Source organism: Paenibacillus whitsoniae (assembly GCF_003955665.1).
In the GTDB taxonomy this organism is placed as follows: domain Bacteria; phylum Bacillota; class Bacilli; order Paenibacillales; family NBRC-103111; genus Paenibacillus_E; species Paenibacillus_E whitsoniae.
Map to the genome: position 1 here is coordinate 1 of NZ_RXHU01000069.1, position 14541 is coordinate 14541.

The window sequence follows — 14541 nt, forward strand, 5'->3', positions numbered from 1 at the left end:
CACCCCGCCGTCCCAGCACGGCGACATAATGACCCTCGCCGCGCAGCTTATGCGGCCACAGCCGGCCCGTGCCGGAGACAGCCTGCCGCGCCTCATCACTGAACGCGCCGGGACACCACGGCTCGCGCAGCCACTCCGGCCGGCCCGGCGCAAAGCGGTCGATCGGCACGACATAGAAATCGTCGTGCTTATCCAAAAACGCCGCGATCTGCGCCTCATTTTCCTCCGGCGAGAACGTGCACGTCGAATAGACGAGGCGTCCACCCGGCGCCAGCATCGCTGCCGCCTGTCCGAGCAGCTCCTCTTGCATCCGATTAAACATCGCAATCGTATTGCGTTCCCAATGGATGGCCATCTCCTCTTCCTTACGGAACATTCCTTCACCAGAGCATGGCGCATCAATAACGATTTTATCGAAATAATCGCGGAACGTGGACATTAATTTCTCCGGCTTCTCATTTAGCACGACGCCGTTGCGCACGCCGAACAGCTCCAGATTGCGCACCAGCGCTTTGACGCGCTCCGCGTTAATATCGTTGGAGACGAGCAAGCCTTGCCCCTGCAGCTTCCCTGCGATCTGCGTCGACTTACCGCCGGGCGCCGCGCAGAGATCAAGCACTTTATCCCCCGGCTGCACGTCCAGCAAATCCGCCGGCGCCATCGCGCTCGGCTCTTGGATATAATAAAGCCCCGCATGATAATACGGATGCTTGCCCGGACGCTCGCCTTCCCCATAATAAAAGCCTTCCGCAGCCCAAGGAACAGCCTCCAGCTCGAAAGGTACGGCTTCCAAAAAGTCCGAACGCTCTATTTTCAAAGGATTCGCCCGCAACCCATACGCCCGCGGCTCCTCATAGGAAGCCAGAAACTGTGCAAATTCCGCTTCTCCGAGCAAATCTTTCATTTTTTCCACAAATTTATCGGGTAACCGCTTTGTCATGTCAATCTCTTCGCTTTCTATTCAATGTTCATAACGTATTATAGCCGAGTTGTCACCAAACAGCCAATTTTTTTGCCAAAAAGGGAAAGGATATGCTACGCTTCTCATAGAAATGCTCACTATAAACTAGAAAAGAAACATGAGGTGCATATCGTGAAAAAACTGCTTATTTATTTAGGCATCGTCGTCGTGTTATTCGGAGGTCTGTATTTCGTCAATCAGCAATCCACCAAATCGTCGGATAAAGCGAATGAAGGGAATCCATACGGGGTCGCCGCTTCCAAGCTGAATCCGGAAACCGTGAAACAATTAAACGATCCGAACTATCAGAATCTGATTCTGCCGAAAGACCTGGACCAACGCCTGAAAAACAAAGAAACGTTCTTCCAGTACTACTATGCCTCCACGTGCCCGCACTGTAAAGTAACGACGCCTGTGCTCGTGCCGCTGGAAAAAGAGCTTGGCCTTGATGTGAAGCAATTCAACCTCGAAGAATTCAAAGACGGCTGGAATAAATACAAAATCGACTCCACGCCAACCATCGTGTACTATAAAGACGGCGTCGAAGTGGATCGCATTGTCGGAGGTGTGCCGGAAAACGGCTCCACTGGCGGCAACACACCTGAAATGTTCAAAGCCTTTTTCCAAAAATACAAAGGGTAAGCCCCTTCCTCCCAAAAAAAGGACTTCCATCACCGTCTCCGGCGAGAAGTCCTTTTTTCCTGCTTGCCTAGTGCCCTTCCGGCTCCGGAGGGTTCTGGCGCACTTCCTCGATCAACGCCATCAACACCTCGTCCAGCACCGCAATATCCAGATCGTACGGCGCAAACGGCACCTCTTCAATCTGTCTCAAGCGACCAAGATAGTCCCTGCTTTCCTGTACCAACCGCCCCAAATCAATCCCTAGTATTTCACTTGGAAATCCTTCCAACTTGTCAATGCCAGCGCTAAAAAGCTTGATCGAACCGCTGACGTTGCCGTTGCCGTGGTGATAAAGACCAACTGCGACCTGCAGCAGACCTTGATAAAGGGGATTGCGGCCTTCCTCAAGCCATAACTCCTCCATGACTTCATGGCATTCAAAATAGTCGCGCAGATCGTTGAAGTAGTACAGAAACAAAACGTACAAGCGATCATAGCTTGTCATTGATCAGTTCGTATCTCCTTTTTTCGCTCTAGACAGCGCCGCTTCCAGGTCCGCCGCCAGCTCGCTCAGTCCGACTTCCGTCTCCCAAATTTCATTAAAGCGCAGTTGGAACTGTGCCGCTTCCCGCACGCGATGGTAGAAGTATAGGGCTTGAATATTGCTGAGCACGCGGTTTACCAGATTGGAATTATCTTCGAACATCAGCTGGGAAGCAACGATTTCCCCACGAATGTTGGACATCTCCTGATCCAGAATAAAAGCGGCCTCAGCCGCCCTGCTCAGGCGGGCTCTCACATCGTCCGGCAGCTGTTCTTTGTATTTATAGTTCAGTGAGTGCTCGATCGTCGCCCAGAAGTTCATTGCAAGCGTCCGAATCTGAATCTCGGCCAATATCCGCTTCATCCCAAGCCCAGTCTGAACCGGATATTCAATAATGATATGATAACTCCGGTAACCGCTCGGTTTTTTATTGTTTATATAATCCTTTTCATAGAGCACGGTCATGTCTTGACGCTCCCGAATCTGCTCAGCCAGCGTGTTGATGTCCTCCACGAATTGGCACATAATACGGATGCCCGCAATATCCTCAATGCCCGATTCAAGTTGATCCATCGGCACACTCAAGCGTTTCGCTTTTTCCAGCATGCTCGAAATTTTTTTGACACGTCCTGTAACAAACTCGATCGGTGCATACTCTTCCCTGCTCTTGAGTTCGCCGCGGAGCGTTTTAAATTTCACTTTCAATTCCTCTACCGCTTGTTCGTAGGGTAGTAAAAATCGTTTCCAGTCTCGTCCATCCATCCTGTTTCCTCCATTCCGAATGAAGTTAGATCGAATCTACGCCTATTGCCTGGGAAATATGAGTGAATCCGTCACGCTTCAAAAGCTGCTGCAAGCCTTTATTCATACGGTTCAGAAGACCTGGACCTTCGTATATCAGCGCTGTGTAAACCTCAACCAGACTTGCGCCTGCGCGAATTTTGTCGTAAGCGTCCTGTGCGGTGAATATCCCGCCCGCCCCGATGATCGGCAGTTGCCCTTCCGTAAGCTGATAGACGCGCCGAATAACCTCCGTCGAGCGCTTCGTTAACGGAACTCCGCTTAGACCGCCTGCCTGTTCGCGATTCGGATGGGTTAATCCTTGTCTGCTGAGCGTTGTATTTGTGGCAATAATGCCGGACACGCCGCTCTCTTTAATAATGTGTACCGTGAGCTCAATCTCCTCGTCAGTCAAATCCGGCGCAATTTTTACAAGTACCGGCTTTTCTCCATAACCTTTGCTCGCCTGCAGCTTCATCTCTTCCGTAACCGCCGCCAGCAGCCTCCGCAAATCGTCTCCATGCTGTAAATTACGCAAGTCCGGTGTATTTGGTGAGCTAATATTGACGACAAAGAAATCTCCATATGTATATAGATCGCGAATGCAAATGCGGTAATCCTCATCGGCCTGCTCGTTCGGCGTGACCTTGTTCTTCCCAATATTGACGGCAACCGGAATATCATGCCGGCCCGTTTTCTTAAGGTTGGCCGCCATCTCAGAGGTGCCAACATTATTAAATCCCATACGGTTAATCAGCGCCCGATCCGCCGGCAGTCGAAATAATCGCGGCAGCTCATTGCCTGGCTGCGGTTTCGGCGTAATCGTCCCCACCTCCATGAACCCGAACCCGAGCTGAGAAAATCCTTTCACCGCTTTCGCATTCTTATCCAGACCGGCAGCTAGCCCAACCGGATTGTTAAAGCGAATTCCCCACAATTCCTGCGCCAGCTCCTGTGCGTGCGGCACACCGTACATCGCCCTAAGCAGCTGCTTTCCGCCAGGAAAATTCCCCACCGTACTCAGACCATCAATCGTCAAATGATGCGCCTTCTCCGGATCCATTTTAAATAAAATCGGTTTTGCTACATTCTTATACAGCATCCTCTGCACTCCGTTCTCTACATACTCTAATAAGACAGTTTATCCCACAACGTCGAATTATGCAATCCACTTGACCTCCTGTATGTAGGAACGCACAAAAAATCCCTGCTCCGTAAGGCGGCAAGGATAGAATTGCTTCTCACTATCACACTATGCTTCGGTTCGCTGCAGCAGCCGTTCCAAATGCATCGTCAAGTAGCCCGTTTCATCGTCCGGCACTTCCGTCTGCAAGCTATCGCTGAGCATCATCGATAACACTTTCGCTTTGACATACGTGTCGCCGTACTCTTCTTTGATCTTCTGAAGCAGCGAGTTTTGCAGCGTTTTCCCCTGCTTCACACGCTCAATGACACCTTTCAAATGGGAGATGAAACGAAGTGTTGAGAACGAATCGTCAAAGCAGAAGCCCAGTTCCTTCGCCGACTCGATCGTTTGCGAGACCACCCGGACAACGGCCAGGGAATCCGAGGCTTTTTCCTTTTTACGCGCGCTGTTGAAATGCATGGTCAGGAATGCGACCTCATCCTCCGGCAGCTTCACATCAAGATTCTCATTGAGGAATTCCACCGCTTTCTTCGCGACTTTATACTCCTCCGGATACATATACCCAATTTCATAAGCAAAAGGATTCGTAATAAATATACCGCGTTTCTGCCGCTCCACCGCAAAGTTGATGTGATCCACCAGAGAGGCATGGATCGTTTCCGAGAAATCGCCTTCCAGCATACTTTGCGCGTAAGCGATGACTTCCTCGGTGATTCCGATAATTTTCACATCGACCGCATTCAGTATTTGCTCGTAGTTTCGGAGCACTTCCGATGTATGCAGCAGAAATTCCTGCTGAATCTCTTCCTCGTTAATCGGCATGCCCGGCGTCCGCTTGAACCCGATCCCTTTACCGAACGCGATGGAATTTTTGCCCGAACTTAAATGCGCCATCACGACGTTATGGGATAAAACATGAATGATCGTCCGTTCAATCATAAGACACCTCCACAATCTTAGGCTTGTCCTGATTTGTCTTTTGTACCTTGCAGCATCGGTTTAATGCTTTCTCGAATTTGTTCGGATTCCGTTCCGAACACGACATGGACGTTGCCCTTGCCTAACCGGATAACCCCAATGGCTCCCAGCTCTTTCAGTTCTTGATCCTTCACCAGTTGATCTTCCTTCACCAACAGGCGGAGTCTCGTAATACACGCATCGATCGAGACAATATTCGCAGGTCCTCCGATATGTCTTAAAATCGTATGCGGCCGGCTCTCTGCAGGAGGCGCTACTTGGGCCTCATCTCGCTCCTCCTGTGCGGCTTCGTTCTCCTCTTTACTCAGTTTTAAAGGGAAGATATGCATGTACGTTCGGAAGGTCGCATAGTACAGCGTAAAATAGATCAAACCGATAACCACAATCCAGAGCGGCTTTGCTGCAGAGTGCCAGTTCAAGACAAAGTCAATGAATCCGGCTGAAAATCCAAACCCCATTTTAACCTGAAGCATATTCATAACCAGCATCGAACAGCCCGTCAGTATAGCGTGAATTACATACAAGCCTGGAGCGACGAACATAAAAGCGAATTCAATCGGCTCCGTAATGCCCGTCAGGAAGCTGACCAACGCTGCGCTGAGCATGACGGGCGCCATGATTTTCCGGGTCGAGGCCGAAGATGCGCGAACCAGCGCCAGCGCCGCGGCAGGCAACCCAAACATGAACACGGGATAGAAACCCGTCATGAACATTCCCGCTGTCGGGTCGCCGGCAAAAAAGCGACTGATGTCGCCATGCACCAATTTGCCGGTTGGCGTCACAAAATCACCGATCTGAAACCAGGCGATATTATTGATCACATGATGCAGCCCAGTGGGGATGAGCAAACGATTCATGATCCCATAAACGAAAACACCGATGTTGCCGTTTTGCGTAATCCACATCCCGATGGTCGAGATGCCGCTTTGCAGCGGGGGCCAGATGAACCCCATGATCACGCCGAGTACCACCATGACGACCGAGGTAATAATCGGAATGAAGCGTTTGCCGCCAAAGAAACCGAGAGCGCTGGGCAGCCGTATATGCTGAAATTTATTGAAAAACAATGCAGTGAGCATGCCGACAAGCATACCGCCGAGCACACCCGTGTCCAATTGATCCCTGGAATTCGGACCTAATTGAAAATGCTGAAGAACGTTATTAAAAACGAGATACCCCACCGCTGCCGCGAGCGCCGCAATGCCGTCCCCTGAAGTGAGCCCGATGGCAACCCCTATTGCGAATAGGAAAGGAAGGTTATCAAAGATTGCGCTTCCACCAAGCTCAAAAATTTGAGCAACATGCGTGAGAAACGAATTGTCAAAGGTCATTTTACCGATTCGAAGCAGAATGGATGCCGCCGGCAGCACCGCAATGGGGATCATTAACGAACGCCCCATCTTCTGAAACATGTACATGATTCGCATGATGTCTCCTGTTAAGCCCACAAGGTTGGCCGTTTCCTGTTTGCTTTTTCTAACCCCATTATAGTAGAAAGAACACCTTCCCGAAAGGATAAATTCCTCTAGGCTAAGGTGTTTTTTCTATGCATCCCCGTATCGTTTATTTCACAGCGCCCGCTGTAATGCCGCTTGCAATTTGCCGTTGGAAGATGATATACACAATCAGCGTAGGCAGTGTCGTTATGAGGAGTCCCGCAAAGAGAGGGCCCCACTCCACACGGTATTGCATTTCGGCTTGCATCACGGCAAGACCGATCGGAAGCGTATACTTGGTCGGCTCATTCGTCAAAACAACTCCCAGGAAGTATTCGTTCCAGTTGTTGAGCATATTCGTGATCATGACCGTAATCAGGCCCGGCTGGGACAGCGGCAACATCACGCGGAAGAACGTGCCGTAATGGGAAGTGCCGTCAATGATGGCCGCCTCTTCAATCTCCTTCGGCAGCGATTGGTAGAAGCCGACGAGCAGGAAAATCCCAAACGGAAGATTAAGCGCCGCGTAGACTAAAATCAGTCCTAGCCAGGTATTGATCAAATGTAGATCGTTCAGAAGGAAGAACAGCGGAATCAGGGCAAGTGCAAACGGAATCATCATGGATGAGATGTAAATGGTATACAGGAGCTTGCTTCCTCTAAAATTGTACCGGGCTAAAATATACGCCGTCATCGCGGATAAAATCATCCCCAGAAGCGTACTTCCCGCGGTCACGATAATGGAGTTCATAAAATAGGTGCTGAAATTGTACTTGCTCCAGACGTAAGAGAAGTTCGACCAGAGCAGCGGGAACTTCGGCAGCGCCCAGGGCATATTCAAGAAAAATTGCTCGTTATTCTTAAGCGCATCCAGTAAAGTCCACAGCAGCGGATACAGAACGGCTACGCTCCACATCACAAGAATGAGCCAGACAATCATTTTGTTTAGCGGATTTTTGACAGTCATACGGTGGGTTCCCTCCTCGGTAACAATGTCACTGATGGCACTACCTAATGCATTTCGATTGTTTCTTGGCGCATAATGCGCTGCAGGACGAGGGTCGTAATCAGAGATACGATTAAGATGAGTACGCCAATGGCCGCTCCGTAACCGAAATGATACTGTTGAAAAGCCATCCGATACAGGTAAGATCCCATCACTTGCGTCGTATTGTCAGGTTGTCCGCCATTCGTCATCAACTGAACGATCACGAACGAACCATTGAGTGTTGTGATCACAATATTCACAATGGAAACTTTAATTTGCTCCCAGATGAGCGGCATGGTAACATGGCGGAATTGCGCCCATTGACCCGCTCCGTCTATATTAGCTGCCTCGTAGTACGATGCAGGAATATTCACGATTGCGGCAATCATTAAAATCATGTAGAAGCCGATCCCAGCCCAAATCGTCGGCGGCAGCAGCATCCAGATCGTATGTTTGGGAAAGCCAAGCCAGGCAATATCCACTTTTTCACTCGTAAACAAAGATAGAAATGCGTTCAGAAAGCCGATTTGCGGATTATAAATGAAGTTCCACAACACACCGATAACGACAACGGAAATGACGTTCGGTATAAAGAAAATCGCCCGGAAAAAGCTGGTGCCTTTGACTCGAAAACGGGTTAACGCAACAGCAAAGAACGTTGCCAAAATCATGATCCCGATGACTTTCCCGACAACGAGAAAGTAGTCGTTCCCGATCGCTCTCAAAATAATCGGATCTTTAAACAGCTCTTTAAAGTTGTCAAAACCGATAAACTCACTGTTCTCTGACATGCCGGACCAATCATAGAACGATTTCTGCAGCGCTTGGATGACCGGATAAATGGTAAATACGCAAAAGAAAATAAAAGTCGGAATGATGAATGAAGCGATGAATATATTCCGTTTCCACATTTTTGAGCTGGTCCTCATTCTATCTTCACCGTCCTATCATTAAAATGGCGGAGACACGAGGGCTGAAGCCCTCGATGTTCTCCGCGCTGCTTCATTCAGTTCCTATTTCTTTTGCTTTGCTACAACGTCAGTGACACGCTTGACCCACTCTTCCGGCGTAATGGTGCCGATTGTCAGGGCCACGGACGCATCTTGCATCGCTTTGTCTACGTCAGCCGCGAAGGAAACCGTAGGCACAACCACTGTGTCCGGGGAGGACAGGAATTTCGCAGCATCTTTCACGAAGTTAGGTGCTTTGGAGGAAGAAATATCACCTTTCACGTTGGAAGGCGCACCGCTCAGCTCAGCCCATTGGGAAGCTTGCGTTTTGGAGAACACGAATTGCATGAACGCTTTCGCTGCATCTTTGTTTTTCGCCTTTTTCGCGATTGCAAACGTTGCTGTGGACGTATTCGCTACCACTTTGCCGCCTTTGTCTTGCGTAATAGATGGAATGAAGCCGAAATCGAAACCGTTTGGAACGTCTTTCGCCATTTCGTTTGGCAACCACAGACCGTTCGGAATGAACGCATCTTTATGCTGCAGGAACAAGGATTGGGAATCCGTGTGGTTGATTTGTACGGACGCTTTGTCGATGAAGCCTTTGTCGCGGATTTGAACGATTTTGTTCAAACCTTTGAGAATGGCAGGGTTTTTCCAGGCATCCAGGTTATTGCTTGCCATATCTTGCAGCAGTTTATAGTCGTTGTTATTCGCGGATACGATAGCTGGAAGCAGCACCGCACCGTTGATGTAATATGGATACTTACCTGTGTGGATAAAAGGATTAATTCCGGCAGCTTTGATCTTGTCGCTTACAGCCAAGAAATCTTCGAAATCTTTCGGCTCTGCCCAACCCTTATCTTTGAAAAGCGCTTTATCGTAGAAAATACCCCACGAGCTCATAACGAAAGGAACGTTGTAGATTTTGCCGTCAAACTCTTGCGGCTTTTGGGCGAGCAAATCGATGATTTTTTCGCCGTCTACGTTTTTCGCGTCCTTGATCCAGTCCGTCAAATCTTCCAGCTGGCCGTCCGTCACCATTTGGCGGTCGAACAATTCAGGACCGTCGATATATACGAAATCAGGTGGGTTCCCAGCGATCCAACGGGGTTTCATTTGTTCGTTGATTTTTGGTCCCGCACTTTCTTTAATTTTCAGATCAGGGTTAGCCGCTTGGAAATCGGCAATGACTTTTTTCCACCATTTATCGCCGTAACCGCCGACAAAGTATTGGATTTCGAAATCGCCGGTTAGCTTTTTCGCGCCAGCTGGAGTTGCCGTTGCCGCTGTTGTTGCTGCAGCGGTCGGTGCTGTCGATGCTGCCGGTTTTGTAGATTCTGCAGGTGTAGAGGAATTGCCGCAGCCTGCCGCCACAAGTGCCATGGATGTTGCCAAGCCGATCGTTGACCATTTTTTCATGTTCATGTGCTCATTCTCCCTTTTTTAATAGATCTGTTGTGATTAAGGCGAAGCGCTGGTTTCGGATAATGGATCCTAAATCGTGTGGGCGACCAACCCCTTTCAGGGAAATTGGGAAAAATAAAAAGGGCATAGTTATAGAAGAGGACTTGCATCTCTTCAATAACTAATGCCCTTACGGTAACATGTTATTAAAAATGACATATTCGATTGTTTTATCACTTTCGCGTGACTAAATCTTACAATAAGTTGACATATCCGTCAACACTTTTATTTTACTTCCTCTAAATTCATTATTCTAGAAACGGCTTCTCCTATGATATGATAGGTATAGCTCGTTTAATTCTAATGAAGCAGGTGAACGCATATGACCAAACGCAAACCTCAAGCCATCGCAAGAAACAAGCAAGCCAACAACGAAATCAACAAGAAAGCCATTATTTGGACGAGCGCCATCGTCGTTGTTATCATTGTTGCGATGTCTTTACTGATTATTTTGGACAAATCTTAGAAACAAAATGATTGTTTTGTTCACATTCCGAATTGTAATCGCTTTCTATTTCTTTGTCAAGATTAACTACACAATTTTCGTTGTAACCAATTACAATGCTGGCTTCATAAGCAAACAGCCTCCGCTCCCCCAATTGACAAGGCTGCGGAGGCTGTTTGTCAATCCAGCCATTTATACGTCTTGCCAGGGTTATCATCCTTCGTCTGCAGCGGCAAGCCGAACGCAGACTTCGGATCTCCTCGCCCCGCTCCCTGCCCTTCACCCCCGCCTTCGCCAGGCTGCGCAGGCGGCAGAATTCCTTTGCCGATGGTGACTTTCGTGCCGTGCGGCACCATATCGTATAATTCTTCCACATCCGCCTGCTGCATGCGGACACAGCCATGCGACTCGTCCTTGCCGATGCTGGACGGCTTATTCGTGCCGTGAATCGCATACAGGGTATCCGATAGCGTCATGCCGCGACTCCCGAAGTCGCCGTTCGATTTTCCGTTCGGATTGCGTACCTTCTCGCTGATCACAAAATCGCCTATTGGCGTTTTATCGCCGCCCAGACCGACAGGATAGCGGCGCAAAATAAACCTGCCGCTCACCAAAGCCAGCTCATGCTTCTCCGTATCGATAAGAATGCGCAAGGGCTCCTTCAGCGGAGCGGTTGCCGCCTTCGGCTGCCCGCTGCTGCTAGCGGCCTGCGATTGTGGCACAGACGCCGCCGCAGACGTGTTTCCTGCGTCTTCTGCAAGCACGTCGACCGGGAGAGACCCTTTCGCTTTGGCAAGCTCCTGGAGCCCTTTCAGAGCCTCAGGGAACGCCTCCTTCATCCCGGGCGATACGCCGGGCAAGAGATTGTTTGGGTACGGCTGACTAAGCTGCTCGGGCTTATCCGGCAGCGCGCCGTTCCGCACCGCATAAGCCTCCATGGCGCTTTGCAGCACAGCCGCTGTCTCCCGTGCCTGCATCCAGGCCTGGATGGCCGGCGTTAGCGGCGCGCCATCGGCAAGCTGGCAGTCGCACACCTGTGGCTGGTACGCACTCAGCGCGAGTCCGCCCACGCTGTCCGCCTGGGCGACACTCACCAGCGGCCGCACGGTGCGGTGCCACTCGCGCCACTTGCCGTCCGCGCTGTCCGGCGCGCTCATAATCACTGCCTTGCCCCCGCCAGCTCCGCCGCCGGCAACAATTTGCTGCAGCTTGTCGCCCCATTTCGCGTCAGCATAGTACAAGAGCGGCCCGTCCGCGCGGGCCGTCGGCCCAGCGGCTGCGCTTGCAGCAGCTGCAGCCGGGCTGGTGGCCGGCTCCGCCGCTGCGGGCAAGTCGCTCGACGTGGCAACCTCTTTCCCCGCCGGCACCGCGAGCAAAAACAGCAGCGCAAGAAGCGGCAGCCATCGCGTTTTGCGGCCTCGCTTGCGCTCCATCGCTGCCGCATGACGCTTAATGGCAGCAGCTTCCTGGAGCGCCGCCGTGGGCAGTGGACCGTCGATGGAAATTTTTTGTTCCTCGAATGCTTCATAAATTTCGCCGGCCTGCGCAAAGCAATAATTCGCTTTCGCCAGCTTCCCCTGCGCCGTATATTCTCTGCCCAGCAAATACCAGGCCATTTTATTATCTGGATGCTCTTTCACGTATTTCTTCAGGTAGAGGGGATCCTCAATCGGATTATGCTGAAAAAAGCGGGCCAACTGCGCATTGCGATTGCGCTCATTCAAGTGAAAGACCTCCTGTCTCCATCTCTCGCTTCCACTTTTTAGTATCGGCATTTCATTCGCAATGTTGAAGAGGAAAAGCCCGACGAGAACTCTCGCCAGGCTTTTACAAAAATCAACTTGTTATTGTATCGCTGATTTGTTGCGCAAAATTGCCGTACGGTGCGGTTCATCCCACTGCACATCAAGTCCGATCTGCTCAGCGAAGAAACGAATCGGCACAAAAGTACGGTCTTGCTTCACATACGGCGAAGCATCGGTCGCCACCACTTTATCTCCAGCACCTTCCTGCTTCACCACAATGCCCGTTTCTCCAATCGTCAACTGAACCGTTACACCGTTCTTGGACAACTGTACCAACCGCTTACCGGCTTCTTCCGTGTATTTCACGTCATAGCCAAACGTCTCACTGATCGCACGTACCGGCACCATCGTGCGACCGTCCACAATCTCAGGCTGCGCATCGAAGCTCAGCAGCTTCGTACCGGTGACCACCTTCACCTGCGCATCGGCAGTCACTTCTTCCGGCAGGCGGTACGGTGCGATTTTTCTAATTTTATTATTCAATTCGTCCGCAACGACGAGATTGCCCTGCTGGGTGATCAGCACATCCGTCGGACTGTAAAACTGCGCAGCCTGCTCGACGCCATCCGCTTCGCCCGTTTGCAGCGTACCGGAAATCGTCGTAACCTTTCCATCGAGCAAGTAGCGAATCGCATGATTCAAGCTATCCGCAATCAGGAGACCGCCTTCTGAAGTAATGGCCAGCCCTTTCGGGAAATCAAACATCGCTTGCAGCGCAGCGCCGTCCTCGTAATCGCCGCCGGCATACAAATCATTTTTTGCATACAAGCTGCCGGCAACGGTCGGCGTTGAGCCCGCGATCGTCTTCACTTGCCCCGCTTTAAAATCAATGTAGCGAATCCGCTGATTGCCCGTATCGCTGACGTAAAGATTGCCCAGGCTGTCTAACGCCAGCCCTGAGGGTTCGTTGAATTTGGCGGAAGCTAACGCGCCATCTTGAAACTCACCGGCGAAGGCAGCTTCGCCGGGACGAATCTGAATCGCACGCGTCGAAGGTGCGCCAATCGTAGATACCGTGCCATCCGCTGTAATTTTGCGGATCACATGATTAAGCGTATCGGCCACATACACCGTGCCGTCCGCCGCAACGGCCACATCGCTTGGCCTGTTGAAGCTGGCCTCGGCACCCTTGCCGTCTTTGCTGCCGACCAAGCCGCTTCCCGCGAACGTCGTTACGTTGCCTGCCGTATCGATTTTCCGAATCGCATGATTGCCCGAGTCGGCGACAAACACATTGCCTTTCGCATCCACAGCAAGCCCTGTGGGCTCATTAAAGAACGCTTGTGCAGCTGAACCGTTGACCAAACCACCGACAGGGAAACCCTGGCTGTTCAGCACAAGGTCCAACGCAGGCCCGGCAAACGTGCTGACCGTACCGTTTGTGATTTTTCGAATCGCATGATTGCGCGTATCGGCAACAAGGATGCTGCCATCCGGCAGCTGTGCCACGCTGCCTGGCGCGCGGAATGCCGCGAGCTGTGCGCTGCCGTTCACATTCTGAAAGTCACCGATTCCCGCAAGCGTAGTAACGTCAGCCATAATTTGGCCTGTGCTCGTTTGCAGCGCATCCGCCGACAAGCCGTCCGCCCACACGCTCGTACCGCCTATCATCGTCGCAGCCGCAACGGAGGAAACGAGGAGCTGTTTTAAATATTTCATAGTTATCTCCTTTTAAGAGGTACTTCAAAAAGTCATCTTTTGAACGCGAAGCAGACCAAGAAGCGAATTAGACATCGAATCTTGCGTTCAGCTTTGAACTGCGGTGCTCATGTAGGTCTGCCTACACTCCGCTCCTCCTTCTTCAGCTTCTCGCAACTTTCTCGGTGCTGAAAAGCTGACTTTTTGAACTCTCATTTTAATCGTAAAATTGCGAATTATACACCACCATGCGGATAGTCGCTTTGTACTACAAATGGATTAATTTCGGTTGGCGTATGCACGGAATGAATGTTTCCAGCTGGTACCGTTACCGTTTCCACTGCCCCGGAAGCAGATTTTCTCACAATGACAATTTTGCTGATCGAAATCTCATTATCGCCCGAAGCTCTCATCGGAATGGTTACTAAATTTTTCGCACCTGAAACGCTGATATTTGCTTTATTAGGCAGATTTGTAATTGCGTAAACCAACTCATGTGAGTTGAGATAGCCCTCTTGACCTTCATAAGCTTTTAAGTAGTCCGCGCTGTCGGTTTCATTAAAAATAAGTCCTAACGTTCGAACTGCATCTTGATCTCGGTTGAGCCACACAGAATTGTTGTATTGCAAGTGAACCTCTACACCGAAAATATCGCTATTCCCAGTGAAATCGCTTAGATCGATGCCAAGATTAAAATACGTATGTTTTTCATCTTCATCGACTTTATCGCTCGCTAACGCTGCGGTTAACTTAACGCTCGGCTGAGTGCCAGTGTCAGGAT

At 50.5% G+C, this 14541-nt stretch carries 14 protein-coding genes; 2 read left to right on the forward strand and 12 right to left on the reverse strand.

Annotated features, from left to right (window positions below; genetic code table 11):
• The coding region (locus tag EJQ19_RS22010) for an RsmB/NOP family class I SAM-dependent RNA methyltransferase (protein WP_164716665.1) at positions 1 to 940 on the reverse strand (940 nt) is incomplete at its 3' end.
• A gap of 153 nt (positions 941 to 1093) precedes the next feature.
• On the opposite strand from EJQ19_RS22010, the gene EJQ19_RS22015 reads away from it, so the two are divergent.
• Positions 1094 to 1603 carry a thioredoxin family protein gene (locus tag EJQ19_RS22015; RefSeq protein ID WP_126143401.1) on the forward strand — a complete coding sequence of 170 codons (510 nt, stop codon included), beginning with the start codon at positions 1094 to 1096 and terminating at the stop codon, positions 1601 to 1603.
• A 67-nt stretch (positions 1604 to 1670) separates the two neighbouring features.
• Here EJQ19_RS22015 and EJQ19_RS22020 read toward each other — a convergent pair whose 3' ends face one another.
• From EJQ19_RS22020 to EJQ19_RS22055, 8 genes are all read right to left on the reverse strand, one after another.
• Positions 1671 to 2087: a DUF309 domain-containing protein gene (locus EJQ19_RS22020; protein WP_126143402.1), complete on the reverse strand. Its 417-nt coding sequence runs from the start codon at positions 2085 to 2087 to the stop codon at positions 1671 to 1673.
• A gap of 3 nt (positions 2088 to 2090) precedes the next feature.
• Positions 2091 to 2888, reverse strand: coding sequence for a GTP diphosphokinase (gene yjbM / locus EJQ19_RS22025; protein ID WP_126143403.1), 798 nt, complete (start codon positions 2886 to 2888; stop codon positions 2091 to 2093).
• A gap of 25 nt (positions 2889 to 2913) precedes the next feature.
• Positions 2914 to 4008: a quinone-dependent dihydroorotate dehydrogenase gene (locus EJQ19_RS22030; RefSeq protein ID WP_126143404.1), complete on the reverse strand. Its 1095-nt coding sequence runs from the start codon at positions 4006 to 4008 to the stop codon at positions 2914 to 2916.
• Positions 4009 to 4158: 150 nt separating this feature from the next.
• Complete coding sequence (locus tag EJQ19_RS22035) at positions 4159 to 4992, reverse strand: PRD domain-containing protein (RefSeq protein ID WP_126143405.1); 834 nt, start codon at positions 4990 to 4992, stop codon at positions 4159 to 4161.
• Between the two features lie 17 nt (positions 4993 to 5009).
• Positions 5010 to 6452, reverse strand: coding sequence for a PTS transporter subunit EIIC (locus tag EJQ19_RS22040; RefSeq protein ID WP_126143411.1), 1443 nt, complete (start codon positions 6450 to 6452; stop codon positions 5010 to 5012).
• Positions 6453 to 6594: 142 nt separating this feature from the next.
• Complete coding sequence (locus tag EJQ19_RS22045; protein ID WP_126143406.1) at positions 6595 to 7434, reverse strand: carbohydrate ABC transporter permease; 840 nt, start codon at positions 7432 to 7434, stop codon at positions 6595 to 6597.
• Between the two features lie 44 nt (positions 7435 to 7478).
• On the reverse strand, positions 7479 to 8366 hold the full coding sequence (locus EJQ19_RS22050; RefSeq protein WP_241243037.1) for a carbohydrate ABC transporter permease: 888 nt from the start codon (positions 8364 to 8366) through the stop codon (positions 7479 to 7481).
• Between the two features lie 102 nt (positions 8367 to 8468).
• Positions 8469 to 9833: an ABC transporter substrate-binding protein gene (locus EJQ19_RS22055; protein ID WP_126143408.1), complete on the reverse strand. Its 1365-nt coding sequence runs from the start codon at positions 9831 to 9833 to the stop codon at positions 8469 to 8471.
• 361 nt (positions 9834 to 10194) lie between these two features.
• Between EJQ19_RS22055 and EJQ19_RS31935 the strand changes: the two genes are divergently transcribed.
• Positions 10195 to 10338 carry a hypothetical protein gene (locus EJQ19_RS31935; RefSeq protein WP_164716666.1) on the forward strand — a complete coding sequence of 48 codons (144 nt, stop codon included), beginning with the start codon at positions 10195 to 10197 and terminating at the stop codon, positions 10336 to 10338.
• Positions 10339 to 10496: 158 nt separating this feature from the next.
• Here the strand turns inward: EJQ19_RS31935 and EJQ19_RS22060 are convergent, their stop codons facing one another.
• The 3 genes from EJQ19_RS22060 to EJQ19_RS31940 form a co-directional block, all read right to left on the reverse strand.
• Positions 10497 to 12041 carry a L,D-transpeptidase family protein gene (locus tag EJQ19_RS22060; protein ID WP_241243038.1) on the reverse strand — a complete coding sequence of 515 codons (1545 nt, stop codon included), beginning with the start codon at positions 12039 to 12041 and terminating at the stop codon, positions 10497 to 10499.
• 120 nt (positions 12042 to 12161) lie between these two features.
• A complete protein-coding gene (locus EJQ19_RS22065; protein ID WP_241243039.1) occupies positions 12162 to 13781 on the reverse strand; it encodes a stalk domain-containing protein in 1620 nt (539 codons plus the stop codon).
• 215 nt (positions 13782 to 13996) lie between these two features.
• Positions 13997 to 14541: hypothetical protein (locus EJQ19_RS31940; RefSeq protein WP_164716667.1), on the reverse strand; the 545-nt coding region annotated here is incomplete at its 5' end.